The organism is Collimonas fungivorans Ter331, from assembly GCF_000221045.1.
GTDB classification, from domain to species: domain Bacteria; phylum Pseudomonadota; class Gammaproteobacteria; order Burkholderiales; family Burkholderiaceae_D; genus Collimonas; species Collimonas fungivorans_A.
On sequence record NC_015856.1, the window covers coordinates 1,761,966 to 1,775,918 of the forward strand.

A 13,953-nucleotide genomic window follows, 5' to 3' on the forward strand; every position below is an offset into this window, starting at 1 on the left:
GAAAAAAACGCTCAGGAAACGGGCGGCGGCGCTGTCGATGCGCCGCCCGCGCTTGCTTTTATAGTTGCGCTTTCATTGCTGCCGATTCCATCGCGGCATTGCGCTCTTCGCTGGCTTCGATCGGATCGACTATGTCGTCGCTCGCCGCTGCCGCGCGCTCGGCGGCAGCAATGGCCGGATCCAGGCCGGCGCCGTATTCTTCCTCGTCGTCGCCTGGCGGCTCCAGCATGTCTTTCAGCATGGCGCTCAGCTCCGGCGTATCCCACGGTTCGCCATGGCGTTTTTTTACCGTGATGTAGTGCCTCACTTCTGCATCTTGCTCCGGAGTCAACGGCAGCCCCCGGAAGCTGCTCTTGGGTTCAATGTCGGTCATGATGTCACTCCCGCGTTGCACTGGCTGGTGTGGGGTTTCATGGTTTGCGAAACGCCACACCAAGAGTGTAGACCTATTGCGCGGGCTAGTGGGGCCCTTCGGCGGTTTTATCGCGCCGCACCGGCCATTTGCGCCTTTGCTTACAGTTTTGGAATGCGGATGCGGCTTACCATCAAGGCGCCGGACAGGGCGAACATCAGCACCAGCGGGTGGAACTGGAAGCCGGCGACGTACACCACGCCCAGCCACAGCTGTTCGCCCAACGCGTCGTGCCAGGCAGCGGCCGCCAGCACCACGACCAGCAGCAGGGAAGTGGGGATCGGCGTGCCTTCGAAATATTTGACTTTGTCGCCGCCTTCGGAAAGTTTTTCGGAAGTGACGTTGTAGCGCGCCAGGCGCGAGACGCCGCAAGCGACAAAAAACACCAGGATGATGCGGTCCACCAGCCCCTGCATGCCGCAGCCATAGGCAATGATCGCCGGCGCCACGCCAAACGAGATGATGTCGGCCAGCGAATCGAGCTCACGCCCCATGGCCGAGCTCTGCGCGCGCCAGCGGGCGATGCGGCCGTCCAGCACGTCAAACACCAGCGCCGCCGGAATCAGGCTGCAGGCCAGGAGGATGTGCAGCACTTCGCGCGTCTGCAGATAGGTCATCACGGAAAACAGGGAGCCGACGCCGCAGAACGCGTTGCTGAGCGTGAACCAATCGGCGAGATGGAATTCACGTATCATCGAAAAAGGCTTAGGTCTGGTCATTGATTCAATCCGGATGTGATAAAAAAAAGGTGGGGCGATCAATTGCCCGCACCAAATTTATCACATACGGCGCGCCAATCCGAACCTGAATCTCCGATCTAGCGCGATGCTACCTTGGTAAGTGCCGGCTGGGCGCGGTACAAGGCAGGAAACAAGCGCTTCAGATCATCGATCTTGGGCAGGTCGTTGACGACGATATAGGGGTAGCCAGGATTACGCGTCAGGAAATTCTGGTGATAGGACTCGGCAGGATAGAAGCCGTTGAAAGCCTCTATCCGTGTCGCCAGCGTTTTGCCGAACACTTTGCTTTTGTCGATCTGTCCGACATACGCCTGCGCCAGGTTGCGCTGCATGTCGTTGGCGGGAAACACCGCTGAGCGGTACTGGGTGCCGGAGTCAGGCCCCTGGCGATTCAATTCGGTCGGATCGTGGGCCACCGAAAAAAATATCTGCAGCAGCCTGCCATACGTGACCTGGGCAGGATCGTAAGTGATCTGCACGGCTTCCGCATGTCCGGTATCGCCATCGCTGACCCGGTCGTAGCGTGCTGTATCGCGGCTGCCGCCGGCGTAGCCCGACACCACGTCAGTCACGCCGCGCACATGCTGGAACACGCCTTGCACACCCCAGAAGCAGCCGCCGGCGAAGACCGCCGTCTCCGTGTGCGCAGTGGCTGGCGGCTGTTCGTCGCTGGCAGGCGGCGGCACGACTTTCGCCGTCTCCGACGAGAACGCCGCATTTTGGCCGAGCAGCACGGCAAGTCCGAGCCCGCATGCCGCCAGCAATCCCTTGGCCCAGGGATTGGCAACTGCTTGCCGCCTGGTTTTGCTTGATAAGTTATCCATGACATCCATCCTCTTCGATATGATCGTTTTTTTGCAGCATCGATGGTTAGTCGGCAGAGCCCGGATTTCCTTACAGGGGGGATGGATTTGTCTCTGCAGATTTCGCAGTTCCAGCATACACCCTGGCTGGAACGCCGGCTCGATGTTGCTTTGCCAATTCGTCCGTGGCAACATGCTGCGACGTATTTTGTGTCTTGGGTTCTGAAAGAGAGCGTATGACTGTATTGATGTTGAGGCCGCCTGTCGCAGCGGATTATGCCGCTGTCGCCACCTGGATCCCCGATGCCGCGGCCTGCGTGCGCTGGGCCGGCCCGCAGCTGGCGTATCCGTTTGACGCCGGCGCATTGCCGCAATTGCTGGCGGTAGAGCACGGCGCCAGTTACGCGCTGTGCGGCGCTCACGGTGCTTTGCTCGGGTTCGGCCAGTACCGCTTGCGCCAGCCTGGAACGGCGCACTTGTGCCGTATCATCGTTGCTCCCGAGGCGCGCGGCCAAGGCATGGGCAAGGCGTTATGCCGCTTGCTGATTGACGAAGCAAGCCGGGCGACCGCAGCGGACGCCGTGACGCTGCGTGTTTATCGCGACAACCTTGCCGCTTACGCCCTATATCTAGAGTTGGGGTTTGTCCCGACCGACGAGGAAGCGGACGCCGAAGCGCTCATGATGAAATTGACGCTCAAGGCCTGACCGCCGCCGATGGCAGCGGCGCGCGCAGGAAGGCTGCCCTGAGCCTGGCGTTCACCGGTTCCGAATAGAAGCGGGCGACCAGGCCGGCGACGATTGCCGAAAGCGCCAGGAACAGGACCAGCAGGGGCAGCTTGTAGCCATAAGCCATGGTCCCGCGCGGTATGAAGCTGCGCATCAGCCCAAGTACGATGATGTGGAACAGGTACAGCTCATAGCTATGCCTGCCGAGCCAGCGCACCCCGGCCAGTAGCCGGTTGCGCTGTAGCCAGGCGGGTGTGGCGCGGCCGCCGGATCCCGCCAGCAGGACGGCGGTGCCGGCTGCAACCAGGCTGAAGCCGAACACCTCATGGCCATCAATGCCGCGCAGGTAAGTGGCGGCAACCAGACAGGCCGCGGCAACCTGGATCAGCGCTCCAGCCTTTCCTTGCAAGCGGTTCCTGGCAGCAAACAAGGCAGCGCAGCAGCCAAAGGCAACGGCGTCGAAACAAGCCGCGTAGGCGTACATGAAATAGATTTCGTCAGCGGCGTGGAAGCTGCGGTAAACCGGGCCGGCCGCAATCGCCAGGATCCATACCGAGGCGATGGCCCAATCGCGTTTCAAGCCGAAACAGAGCAGCGGAAACACAAGATAGAACATCTCTTCCACTGACAGCGACCAGTAGATATTCATCGCATAGTTGAAATACCACGCATGCTGCATCAGCACGTTGTGCCAGAAGGTCAGGACAGACAAGACTGCGAGCGGGTAGCCGACATCCGGCCAGCCGTGCTCGGCGGAATTCATGAAAGCGGGCTGGCCGTGCAGTCCCAGGATGACGATGGCTGCAAGCGCCACCAGCAGGCACGGCATGATCCGCGCCAGGCGGAACACATAAAAGCGGGGCAGGTTGACCTCGCCGAGGCTGCCATAGCGTTTGATGGCGGTCGAGGTGATCAGGTAGCCCGAGATCGCAAAAAACATCGTGACCCCGTAGTTGCCGTTGACCGCAACCGCCTTGATGGCTTCCTTGGAAAACAGCAAGGCCAGCGGACTGTTGGTGAGCGCGTAGGACAGATGGTAGTGGAGGACCAGGACCAGGCTGATGGCGATCCCTCTGAGCAGATCTATCCTGAAGTTGCGCGAGTCATCAAGAGCCATTGGGTTTTTTCCAGAATGATGGGAACTGCGGGGCCGGCAAGCATCATAAACGTAAACTGCGACTTAAATTGCGCTGGCAGGCGGCGGCAGCAAATGCAATTGCGCGTATTGCAGCAGCATGATGGTCTTGCCGTCGGCGATTTCGCCGCTGACTATCATCTGCAGCGCTTGCTCCAGCGGTAATTCCAGCACCTGGATATCTTCGCCTTCCGCATGCAGGCCGCCGCCATCGCTGATGCGCGAGCCGGGATCATATTCGGCGACGAAAAAATACAGCTTCTCGGTGACCGAACCCGGGCTCATGAAGGCTTCGAATATCTTGCGCACTTCCGTCACCCGATAGCCGGTCTCTTCCTCGGCTTCTGCCTTGATGCGCTCTTCAGGGCTGGCCTGGTCCAGCAGGCCGGCCGCGGTTTCGATCAGGAAGCCGTCATGGCCGTTGCCGTAAGTGGGGAAGCGGAACTGGCGGATCAGGATCACGCTGCGCCGTTCGCGGTTGTACAGCAGGATGGTGGCGCCGTTGCCGCGGTCGTAGGTTTCGCGTGTCAGGGTCTGCCAGCTGCCGTCGCTGCGGAGGTAATCGAAGGTGGTTTTCTGCAGCAGGTACCAGTCGTTCGACAATACTTCGACGTTGCGGATCTTGACTCTGTCTTGCATGTAGGTCTCCTGGCGGTGCGGCGATGAACTTGCGTTTCGGAAATTTATCATGCAGTATCGTTAAATATCAAGAAAAAACGTGCAAACGATGCGCAAGAACCTATGCTGACACTGCAACGCAAACAATATTTACTGGAAATCCTGGAGCGCGACGGCCAGATCGTCGCCAGGTCGCTCAGCGAACAGCTCGGGCTGTCGGAGGACACCATCCGACGCGACTTGCGCCAGCTGGCGAAAGAAGGGCTGCTGCAGCGGGTCCATGGCGGCGCCTTGCCGGCATCCGCGGCGATGGCTCCGTTCGTTGAGCGGCAGCAGATTTCAAGCGACGCCAAATCCGCCATCGGCCGCGCTGCTGGCGCCATGATCCAGCCGGGACAGGTGGTGTTCATCGACGGCGGCACCACCGCAGTGCAACTGGCGCGGCAGCTGCCGCCGGCGTTGCGGGCGACGGTGGTGACGCACAGTCCGTCGATTGCGCTGGAGCTGGTCGGGCATGCCCACATTGAAGTGATCATGATCGGCGGCCGCCTGTTCAAGCATTCGATCGTCAGCGTCGGCGCGAGCGCAATCGAAGCCATCGGCCAGATCCGCGCCGACCTATATTTCATGGGAGTGTGCAGCCTGCATCCCGAGGCGGGCATCAGCACCGGAGATTTTGAAGAGGCGGCCGTCAAGCGTGCGCTGAGTAATGCGGCGGACCGGACCATCGTGCTGGCGTCGCCCGAAAAACTGAATACCGCGTCGCCTTACCGGATAGCGCCTTTGTCCCAGGTCAACGGAATCGTGGTCAATGCCGGGGTGGCGGAAACCTTGGTTGCCCCGTATCGGGAAATGGGAATAACCGTCACCCTGGCATAATCGAAGCTATGCATTACACCGATCTTCCAGATTTCATTCATGAGCTTGTTGTCCTGCGTCCGCTGAGTCGGTCGGACGCAGCCGCGTGGTACACCTATCTGACCATGCCGCACGTGCTCGACCATACCAGCTGGGATCTGCGTTCGGTGGATGAACTGATGCAGAAATTCGATGCTTTGGAATCACCGGACCCGGCTTCAGAAATGCGCCTGGCGATTGTCCTGCGCGACTCTGGCGAGCTGGTCGGTACGATCGGTTTCCACAGCGTGTCGCCGTTGCACAAGACTGTGGAGATCGCTTATGATCTTGCGCCGGCTGTCTGGGGCAAGGGCATCGCCTCGACGGCATGCAGTGTCGTGGCGGAGTGGGGTTTCTCGCGTCTTGGCGCCGTCCGTATCCAGGCTACCGTGCTCGATTCGAATACGCGTTCCGCCAGGGTTTTGGAAAAATGCGGTTTCCAATGCGAAGGTTTGTTGCGCAGTTTCCGCATGGTGCGCGGCCGCCCGCGCGATTTCTGGATTTACTCCCGCCTCAATCCGCACTCCGCGGTTGCAGAAACCTAGATAGCGTCAGTCATACTCGCCCTGGTCGTCGTCGGCGAGCACAGTCGCGGCATTGTCTCCTAGCAGGTAGCGCGGTCCTGTGCCGCGCCGTTTTGCGGCATCGTCGGGATTGTATAGCGCACATTTTTTCAGCGAAAGACAGCCGCAGCCGATGCACGATGTAAGCTGGTCGCGCAATGCTGTCAGGGTATCTATGCGCTGCTGAAGCAGTGGGTGCCAGGAACGCGAGAGCCGCTCCCAATCCTGTCTGGTTGGCGTGCGTTTCTGCGGCAATGTCGACAAGGCCGCCTTGATTTCTTCGAGGCTAAGGCCGACTGTTTGCGCCACGCGGATGAAGGCGACCCGGCGCAACACGTCCCGTGAGAACTGGCGCTGCCGTCCGCTTTCGCGTTTGCTGCTTAACAAGCCCTGTTCTTCATAGAAACGCAAGGCGCTGGCGGCCACGCCGGAGCGTTTCGCCAGTTCGCCGATGGTGATCAAGATCTCGCTCATGCGGTTTCCCTGAAAGTTATAGAGTTCAAGTTTACTTGAACTTTATGATGGCCGTGCATGGTGGCTCCGGTTATTTTCAGAACACTCATTCAGTACCAGGGAAGATCCATGCTAGATTCTCGGTTCAGTGCATGAATTCATGGGAGGTACGTATTGCCAGCATGACGCAGTATCCTCATTTGCAATTCGGTAGTTGAGCGCGACGGCCCAACGCCGCTTCACTCCAAGCTCGGATCCATAGCAATGATTAGCGCCATCCAAACTGTCGAGCCTCAAGATATTCCAGAACTGCGCAGTTTCATGGAACGCGTCATGCGCTCTGAGCGCGTATTCGACGATCTCAGCCTGCAAGCTGAGCTTGTCCAAAACGTGAATCAGAATCTTGACTGGTGGTCGATGAATAGCGATGAATGCTGTCATCTCAAATTCATGCGGGACGGACAGATTGCCGGAGTGGTGTTGGTGAAAAATTTCTGGAACCTGTGCAGTTTGTTCGTGGCGCCGGAGCTGCATCGGCAGGGTATCGGTCGGCAGCTTGTTGTTGCGGCCATTCAGCATTGCCGCAATTTTACTGACAGGTCGTCGATTCGACTCAATGCCGCGCCCAATGCAGTTGTTTTCTATGAAGCAATCGGCTTCTTGCCGGCAAGCAGTACCAGGATACTTCCTCCTGGATTTAAACCCATGGAATTTCATCTATGAAGCACGGTGTCTTCGGAACCGGCCTGCCGATTTAACCTAGCATTTGGCAAAGAACATTTTTGTCTTGGCGTCCTTGCGTTCCTTGTCTATCCATTCCTTGGTCTGGACCGGGCTTTGCTGCGCGCCGGTCCGCCCGCCACGGGCGATGCGTTCATCGTCCATCCTGTCGAGTTCGCTGACACGGTCTTGCAGGCGCCGGCATTCTTCGCTGGCCTGCGGTTTTGCCGGATCCAGCGATACGCGCGGGCCGGCTTCCTGCGCCTGGGCGACGGCAAGGCTGGCCGCTGCCAGCACCATGGCAGCGGCGAGGGTTTTATGGATTGTCATGGTCGTCATTAAATTGATGCTCCTTTGAATCCAGGCGCCGGCGCTGGCCTTTGCCTGTCGTTATGCTGCGCCGCGGTTAGCGGTGATGGCGGTCGTCGTCGCGGCGGTCGTAGCCATGGCGGTCGTCGCCACGGCGGCCGTCGCCACGGTGATAGTCGCGCCTGCCGTCATATCCGCCGCGATGGTCGCCGCGCTGCCAGCCGCCGCGGCGCAGTTCCCAGCCGTTACGTCCCTGGCGCCATTCCGGTCGGTTATACATATAGCCGTTGCGCGACCTTTCCCAGTGCCCGCCAGCCCAGACGTGGTGGCGGCCATCCCAGTTCCAGTATCCGGGCGCCCACATATAGCCAACGCGCGGCGGCGGCATCACTTCGTATCTTGGCGGCGGTGGCGGCGTGCCGATGATGATGTTGACGCCGACTTGCGCCATGGCCTGAGTCGGCACTAAGGCGGCGGCGCTGACGGCGGCGAGGGCAACTGCGCAGAGCAAACGTTTCATGGAATTTTCTAGTGTGGTTGGATTGCGCTAACTATACCTGCGAACGTAAACCGGCCAAGCAATGATGCAATTAATTACATTCATTTATAACTGGCGCCTAAATGCGGTTTCGCTTATATTTATGTATGTGTGCATACATAATTCAGGAATTTGCCAACATGCAGGATTTCCGCGGACAGATGATCTTGAAAGCTATCCAGCTTTTGCCGACGCATGGTTACGCCGGCATCACGCTGATGCATGTCGCCCGTGCTTGCAACGCCCCCAGAGGATCGCTTTATCATTATTTCCCGGGAGGGAAGGATGACTTGATGGCGGCAGTGCTGGAGGCGGCCAAGGAGTACAGCTTGGGCACCTTCATCACTTCCTGCTCGCGCGCGCCGGAACTGCAGGCTTACATCGCCGACATGGGCAAGGCCTTGTCGGCCGCCCTCAGCAAATCCGGCTTCGAACTCGGTTGCCCGGTGGCGGCGATTGCGATGTCGACTGAAAAGACCCATGTCCTGAATCAAAGATGCAAGGCCATTTATGCCGACTGGCGTGTGGCGCTGCAAGCAAGACTGCAGGCTTACGGCTTGCCGTCCCGTGAGGCCGCGGTGATGGGGCTGAACATCCTGAATACCTTCCAGGGAGCGCTGCTGCATGCCCGCATGGCGGGTTCCTGCGAACCGATCGATCAGGCTGCGCTGCTGCTGCAACGGGATATCCGGCAACGCAGCCATTAATCCGACAATCCGATACCTACCGGAGCAATCAATATGAACCTGTTTCTGCGTCTTTTTTATGTGTTGCTCTCGTCTTTCTTCCGTCCGCGGCTGGCCGTCGGCAAGAGCGTCAGCGAAATCAGCATGCTGACCATGCCCAACGATCTCGACATCAACCTGCACGTCAATAACGGCCGTTACCTTACCTTGTGCGACTTGAGCCGGGTCGATGTGTTTATCCGCACCGGGCTGGCGCGGGTCATGATCAGGCAGGGCTGGATGCCGATCATCGCCGAGCACACGATGACTTACCGCAAATCGCTGGGCATGTTCAAGAAATTCAAGGCGACGCTGGAAATCACGCACTGGGATGAAAAGTATTTTTTCATGACGCATCGTTTTTCCGTGAATGGCACGATCATTGCCGACGGTACTTCCAAAGGCGTGGTGAAAGGCAAGCAAGGCGTGGTTCCGCCCGATGCGGTGATCGCCGCGGTGCTGGCTGCAAATGGCGGCGCCGTGCTGCGATGAAACCTGGCGGCAAGTGGTAAAGTTTCTCTTTGCCGGACATCCACAAACGATCTCATGCCGCATGCTGGCATGCGTTGGTTTTCAAGGCGCATTTTCGGCGACCACTATCGCCGCAGGCGAACAGCCCTATCTGGTCGCGCATATCCAGACCCCGGCCGGACCGCGCCAACTTGGCGGACCGGCAGGTTTCACCGCCAAATAACTCTCCCCCCCCACCTGAGTCATCTGCCAGCCGTCCTGACGGCTGCCGCGCGCGCCGCATCTGGCGAGAATTCCTGCTTGTCAGGATTTTGTCAGCTTTCCTTCAGGTTCCTGACAGGATAGCCCGGTAGCCTGTGCGGGTCCCGGTTTGCTGGGACTGTACCTACCTTCGGTGCTGCGGCGGACGGCATGTGTCGCCGTCCGCAAGATCCCTGCGCCGCTCTTCAGCCGCGCTGACCCAAACCGGTGCCGCCGGCGATGTCCGGCAACTGTCCCGGTTGAAAAAAAACGGCATTCCGCCCTCCGGACAGCGATCTGGCCAGGGGCTGACGTGAACCACAATCTCTTAACACGAGCACGATCATGAACAAGAATATTTTCCGGCGAAAACCCTTGATGGCCCTTGCCGTCGTCATCCTGATTGCCGGCAGGCTTGCCTTCGTCGTATTCGACAGCAAGGCGTCCGCGCGCGCTGCCGACACCGAATCGGCCGTGAACTTCATCAGGCAAGGCGAGCGCATCGCCATTCCGGAGCATTCGCCGTTGCGGCAGCGCCTTGCGGTGCAGGCGGTGGCGGCGCTGGATGCGGCGCATGTGCTGGAACTGCCGGCGCAGGTGGAAGCAGATCCTGCCCGCACCATTAATATCCTGCCGCCGGTGGCCGGCAAGGTGCTGGAATTGAAGGTGGGCCTTGGGGATCGCGTGCGCAAGGGGCAGCTGCTGCTGGTGATGGCTTCCGGCGATTTCGCCCAGGCTAGCGCCGAACTGCAAAAAACCCGCGACGCCCTGCAGCTGGCCAAGCGCGCGCTGGAGCGGCAACGCGGCGTGCAGCAGGCCGGCGCCGGCGCCGCCAAAGACCTGGAGCAGGCGGAAAGCGCTTATGTCCAGGCTCAGGCTGAATTCGCCAGCGCCGATACCCGTCTCAAGTCGATCGGCGCCGCCGGCAGCAGCGGCCAGCGCCTGAACGTGGTCGCGCCGGATGCCGGCAGCATCACCGAACTGGCGGTCGGCGCCGGGCAATCGGCCAACGATACGAACGCGGTCCTGATGACGATCGCCAACCTGGAACACGTCTGGATCACCGCCAACGTGCCGGAAAACATGCTGGCATCGATCAGGAAAGGGCAGGCGGCCAGCATCAGCCTGCCGGCATACCCTGGCGAGCAGTTCCAGGGCAAGGTGTCGTTCATCAGCGACGTGCTGCAGGCCGATACGCGCCGGGCGCTGGTGCGCATCAGCGTACCCAATGCCGATGGCAGGTTCAAGCCGAACATGTTTGCCAACGTTTCTTTTGCCGTGGCGCAGGCAGCAGCCCCTTCAGTGCCGCCATCGGCGCTGCTGATGAATAACGAAAACACGACCGTGTTCGTCGAGGTCGCGCCCTGGACATTCGTCCGCCGCACCATAGAAACCGGCAACCAGGAAGACGGCAGCGTGCGCATCGAGAGCGGATTGCAGGTCGGCGAGCGGGTTGTGACCAAGGGCGGGGTGCTGCTCAATGATTAACAATATCGTTCGTTACTGCCTGCAGAAGCGCTATGCCGTCATCCTGGTGACCTTGATGGTGGCGCTGTTCGGCTACTACTCGTGGACCCGGATGGCGGTCGAGGCTTATCCCGAGCTGTCCGATGTCACCGCCCAGGTGACGACCCAGGCGCCCGGCCTGGCTGCCGAAGAAATCGAACAACAGATCACCATCCCGCTGGAGCGCGAACTGAGCGGCACGCCCGGCCTGGCGCACATGCGTTCGTCCAGCACTTTCGGCTTGTCGCTGATTACCCTGACATTCAAGGACGGCGCCGAAGATTACTGGCAGCGCCAGCGCGTCAGCGAGCGCATGGCGCAGGCGAAACTGCCGGCCGGCATTACGCCAGGCCTGGATTCAGTGACCAGCCCGGCCGGCGAGATCTATCGTTATACGCTGGAATCCGACAGCAAGAACCTGATGGAACTGTCCGAAATCCAGCGCTGGATCGTGATCCCCGAGCTGCAGCAGGTGGCGGGCATCGCCGAAGTCGGCAACTTCGGCGGCCTGACCATGGAGTACCAGCTGGAGGTCGACCAGAAGCAGCTGGAGCGCTACGGGGTTTCGCTGTCCGATGTGACGACCGCCATCAACGACAACAACGCCAACGCCGGCGGCAGCCGTATCACGCGCGGCGAACAGAGTTACGTGGTGCGCGGCATCGGCCTGATGCGCAGCCTGACCGACCTCGGCAACGTGGTGGTCAAGCAGACCGGCGGCGTGCCGGTGCTGGTGCGTGACCTCGGCAAGCTGCAGTACAGCCACCAGGAAAGGCAGGGCATCCTCGGCAAGGACAATAATCCCGACACCATCCAGGGCGTGGTCAAGCTGCTGAAGTATGAAAACGCCTCGGAGGTCATCAAGGGCGTGCACGCCAAGGTGGATCAGCTGCAAACGCGGCTGGCGGCGATGGATGTCAAGCTGGTGCCGTATATCGACCGCGACGACCTGATCCAGATGACCATCCACAAGGTCGGGCGCACCGTCATGGAAGGCGTCGGCCTGGTGTGCATCGTGCTGATCCTGTTCCTTGGCAGTCCGCGCAGCGCGCTGGTGGCTGCGGTCACGATCCCGCTGGCGCTGGTGGCGGTGTTCATCATGATGTACCTGACCAAGATGCCGGCCAATCTGTTTTCCCTCGGGGCGCTGGATTTCGGCATCATTGTCGACGGCGCGATCGTGGTCACGGAAGCGATACTGCGCCGGCGCGAAGCCCGGCCCGACGCCGAGCTGACCGAGACCGACGTGCGCGACGCCACCACCGAAGTGATCCGTCCGATCTTCTTCGCCACCCTGATCATCATCATCGCCTACCTGCCGCTGTTCGCTTTCGAGCGCGCCGAAGGCAAGCTGCTGTCGCCCATGGCTTTCACGGTGGCGTACGCATTGATCGGGGCGCTGTTGTGCAGCATCGTGCTAGTGCCCGGCCTGGCTTACATGGCGTTGCGCAAGCCGCGCCGGATTTTCCATAACAAGCCGCTTGAATGGCTGGGCGCCGCTTACCGGAAAACCCTGGGGCGCCTGCTGCAGCATCCGCTGGTTTCGTATGGCATCGGCGCAGCGGCGCTGGCCGGGGTGATCCTATTGGGCGCCGCTACCGGCCGCGAGTTCATGCCGAACCTGGACGAGGGCACGCTCTGGCTGCAAGTACAGATGCCGTCCGGTTTGTCGCTGGAGCAGGGCAGCGAAATGGCCAGCGAATTGCGCCGCACCTTGCTGGAGTTTCCGGAGGTGTCTTATGCGGTGACCCAGCTCGGCCGCAGCGATGACGGCACCGATCCGTGGACGCCCTCGCACATGGAAGTGCCGGTCGGCCTGAAACCCTACAACACCTGGGCCAGCGGTGAAAGCAAGGAACGGTTCGTGCGCCGGCTCAACGTGCGCCTGGCGCAACTGCCGGGCCTTTCCGTCGGCATCAGCCAGCCGATCAGCGACGGCGTCAACGACGCGGTGGGCGGCGCCCACAGTCCCTTGGTGATCCGCGTGTACGGCGACGATTTCAAGGAGCTGCGCCGCATCGGCAACCAGATCGTCGAGGTGCTGCATGGCGTGCCCGGGTCCGCTGACGTGGCGATATTCCAGGAGCCGCCGGTGCCGCAGGTGGCGATCGACATCGACCGCGCTGCCGCTGCGCGCCTGGGCATCAACGTGGCCGATATCGCCGACCTGATCCAGACCGGCATCGGCGGCGCGCCGGTCACCCAGCTATATGTGGCGGACCGGGTGCATGACGTTACGGTGCGATTTCCCAAGAGTAGCCGCAACAGTCCGGAGGCGCTGGGCCAGCTGCTGCTGACTGCCGCCGACGGCGCGCGGATTCCGCTGGCGCAGGTGGCGCATATCCGCACCACCACCGGCGAGAGCACGATCGCCCATGAAAACACGCATCGCCAGCTGACGGTGCGGCTCGACTACGCGGACCGCGACCTGCAATCGTATTACAAGGATGCGCAGGCGCAGGTAGCGCAGAAGGTGCATTTCGATAAAACCAGATACCGGCTCGAATGGGCCGGGCAGTTCGAGAACCAGGAACGGGCGCAATCGCGCCTGGTGCTGGTGTTCGGCCTGGTGCTGGGCCTGATGGCGGTCATCCTGTATGCGGGTTTCGGCAAGCTGCGGCAGGCATTGCTGATCCTGGGCGTGGTGCCGCTGGCGGCGCTGGGAGGCTTGATTGCGCTGCGGGTCACCAACGGCACCATCAACGTGGCGACCGGGGTCGGCTTCATCGCGCTGTTTGGCGTCGCGGTGCAGAACGGCATCATCATGGTTTCCAATATCAACCGGGTCCGGCGCCAGGGCCTGGCCTTGCTGGAGGCGGTGCTGGCAGGCGCCAGCGAACGGTTCCGCCCGGTGCTGATGACGGCCACCGTGGCATCGGTCGGCATGCTGCCGGCGGCCCTGGCGACCGGCGTCGGCACCGATGTCCAGCGCGGCCTGGCGACGGTGGTGGTGGGCGGCCTGATAGTCGCCACCATGCTGACCTTGTTCATCCTGCCGGCCTTTTATTACAGGCTGGAGAGCTGGGTCGAGAAACGCCACGGCGTAAGCAAAGAACATGACGGCCGCTGAGGCGGACCGGATCAACATTGGCAGG

General features: G+C 60.9%; 17 protein-coding genes. 9 read left to right on the plus strand and 8 right to left on the minus strand.

Annotated features, from left to right (window positions below; genetic code table 11):
* Positions 1-58 precede the first annotated feature (58 nt).
* From CFU_RS07685 to msrA, 3 genes are all read right to left on the minus strand, one after another.
* A complete protein-coding gene (locus tag CFU_RS07685) occupies positions 59-373 on the minus strand; it encodes a hypothetical protein (RefSeq protein ID WP_041741495.1) in 315 nt (104 codons plus the stop codon).
* A 140-nt stretch (positions 374-513) separates the two neighbouring features.
* Positions 514-1,131 carry a CDP-diacylglycerol--serine O-phosphatidyltransferase gene (pssA, locus tag CFU_RS07690; RefSeq protein ID WP_041741496.1) on the minus strand — a complete coding sequence of 206 codons (618 nt, stop codon included), beginning with the start codon at positions 1,129-1,131 and terminating at the stop codon, positions 514-516.
* 98 nt (positions 1,132-1,229) lie between these two features.
* Positions 1,230-1,985 (minus strand): peptide-methionine (S)-S-oxide reductase MsrA, encoded by a 756-nt coding sequence (gene msrA / locus CFU_RS07695; RefSeq protein WP_425304689.1) that lies wholly within the window; start codon positions 1,983-1,985, stop codon positions 1,230-1,232.
* Between the two features lie 206 nt (positions 1,986-2,191).
* On the opposite strand from msrA, the gene CFU_RS07700 reads away from it, so the two are divergent.
* Complete coding sequence (locus CFU_RS07700) at positions 2,192-2,662, plus strand: GNAT family N-acetyltransferase (RefSeq protein ID WP_041741498.1); 471 nt, start codon at positions 2,192-2,194, stop codon at positions 2,660-2,662.
* Here the strand turns inward: CFU_RS07700 and CFU_RS07705 are convergent.
* Together CFU_RS07705 and CFU_RS07710 are read right to left on the minus strand one after the other, a co-directional pair.
* Complete coding sequence (locus CFU_RS07705) at positions 2,652-3,800, minus strand: acyltransferase family protein (protein ID WP_014005471.1); 1,149 nt, start codon at positions 3,798-3,800, stop codon at positions 2,652-2,654. The genes CFU_RS07700 and CFU_RS07705 overlap by 11 nt on opposite strands.
* A gap of 63 nt (positions 3,801-3,863) precedes the next feature.
* Positions 3,864-4,457 carry an NUDIX domain-containing protein gene (locus CFU_RS07710; protein ID WP_041741499.1) on the minus strand — a complete coding sequence of 198 codons (594 nt, stop codon included), beginning with the start codon at positions 4,455-4,457 and terminating at the stop codon, positions 3,864-3,866.
* Between the two features lie 102 nt (positions 4,458-4,559).
* Here CFU_RS07710 and CFU_RS07715 point away from each other — a divergent pair, with 102 nt between their 5' ends.
* On the plus strand, positions 4,560-5,315 hold the full coding sequence (locus CFU_RS07715) for a DeoR/GlpR family DNA-binding transcription regulator (protein ID WP_014005473.1): 756 nt from the start codon (positions 4,560-4,562) through the stop codon (positions 5,313-5,315).
* A gap of 8 nt (positions 5,316-5,323) precedes the next feature.
* Positions 5,324-5,878 (plus strand): GNAT family N-acetyltransferase, encoded by a 555-nt coding sequence (locus CFU_RS07720; protein ID WP_014005474.1) that lies wholly within the window; start codon positions 5,324-5,326, stop codon positions 5,876-5,878.
* Between the two features lie 6 nt (positions 5,879-5,884).
* Here the strand turns inward: CFU_RS07720 and soxR are convergent, their stop codons facing one another.
* Positions 5,885-6,370 (minus strand): redox-sensitive transcriptional activator SoxR, encoded by a 486-nt coding sequence (soxR, locus tag CFU_RS07725; protein ID WP_014005475.1) that lies wholly within the window; start codon positions 6,368-6,370, stop codon positions 5,885-5,887.
* Between the two features lie 243 nt (positions 6,371-6,613).
* Here soxR and CFU_RS07730 point away from each other — a divergent pair, with 243 nt between their 5' ends.
* Positions 6,614-7,072, plus strand: coding sequence for a GNAT family N-acetyltransferase (locus CFU_RS07730; RefSeq protein ID WP_041741502.1), 459 nt, complete (start codon positions 6,614-6,616; stop codon positions 7,070-7,072).
* A gap of 36 nt (positions 7,073-7,108) precedes the next feature.
* Here the strand turns inward: CFU_RS07730 and CFU_RS07735 are convergent, their stop codons facing one another.
* On the minus strand, positions 7,109-7,408 hold the full coding sequence (locus CFU_RS07735) for a hypothetical protein (RefSeq protein ID WP_014005477.1): 300 nt from the start codon (positions 7,406-7,408) through the stop codon (positions 7,109-7,111).
* A 67-nt stretch (positions 7,409-7,475) separates the two neighbouring features.
* A complete protein-coding gene (locus CFU_RS07740; protein ID WP_014005478.1) occupies positions 7,476-7,898 on the minus strand; it encodes a YXWGXW repeat-containing protein in 423 nt (140 codons plus the stop codon).
* A 158-nt stretch (positions 7,899-8,056) separates the two neighbouring features.
* Here CFU_RS07740 and CFU_RS07745 point away from each other — a divergent pair, with 158 nt between their 5' ends.
* The 5 genes from CFU_RS07745 (at position 8,057) to CFU_RS07765 (ending at position 13,928) form a co-directional block, all read left to right on the plus strand.
* The gene (locus tag CFU_RS07745) at positions 8,057-8,623 is read left to right on the plus strand and encodes a TetR/AcrR family transcriptional regulator (protein ID WP_041741503.1); all 567 of its coding nucleotides are present in this window, start codon (positions 8,057-8,059) and stop codon (positions 8,621-8,623) included.
* 33 nt (positions 8,624-8,656) lie between these two features.
* Positions 8,657-9,133 carry a thioesterase family protein gene (locus CFU_RS07750; RefSeq protein WP_014005480.1) on the plus strand — a complete coding sequence of 159 codons (477 nt, stop codon included), beginning with the start codon at positions 8,657-8,659 and terminating at the stop codon, positions 9,131-9,133.
* Between the two features lie 61 nt (positions 9,134-9,194).
* Positions 9,195-9,335, plus strand: coding sequence for a hypothetical protein (locus CFU_RS25155; RefSeq protein ID WP_238531415.1), 141 nt, complete (start codon positions 9,195-9,197; stop codon positions 9,333-9,335).
* Positions 9,336-9,697: 362 nt separating this feature from the next.
* Positions 9,698-10,840 (plus strand): efflux RND transporter periplasmic adaptor subunit, encoded by a 1,143-nt coding sequence (locus tag CFU_RS07760; protein ID WP_014005481.1) that lies wholly within the window; start codon positions 9,698-9,700, stop codon positions 10,838-10,840.
* Complete coding sequence (locus tag CFU_RS07765) at positions 10,833-13,928, plus strand: efflux RND transporter permease subunit (protein ID WP_014005482.1); 3,096 nt, start codon at positions 10,833-10,835, stop codon at positions 13,926-13,928. Before CFU_RS07760 ends, CFU_RS07765 begins: the two co-directional genes overlap by 8 nt.
* The last annotated feature ends 25 nt before the right edge of the window (positions 13,929-13,953 follow it).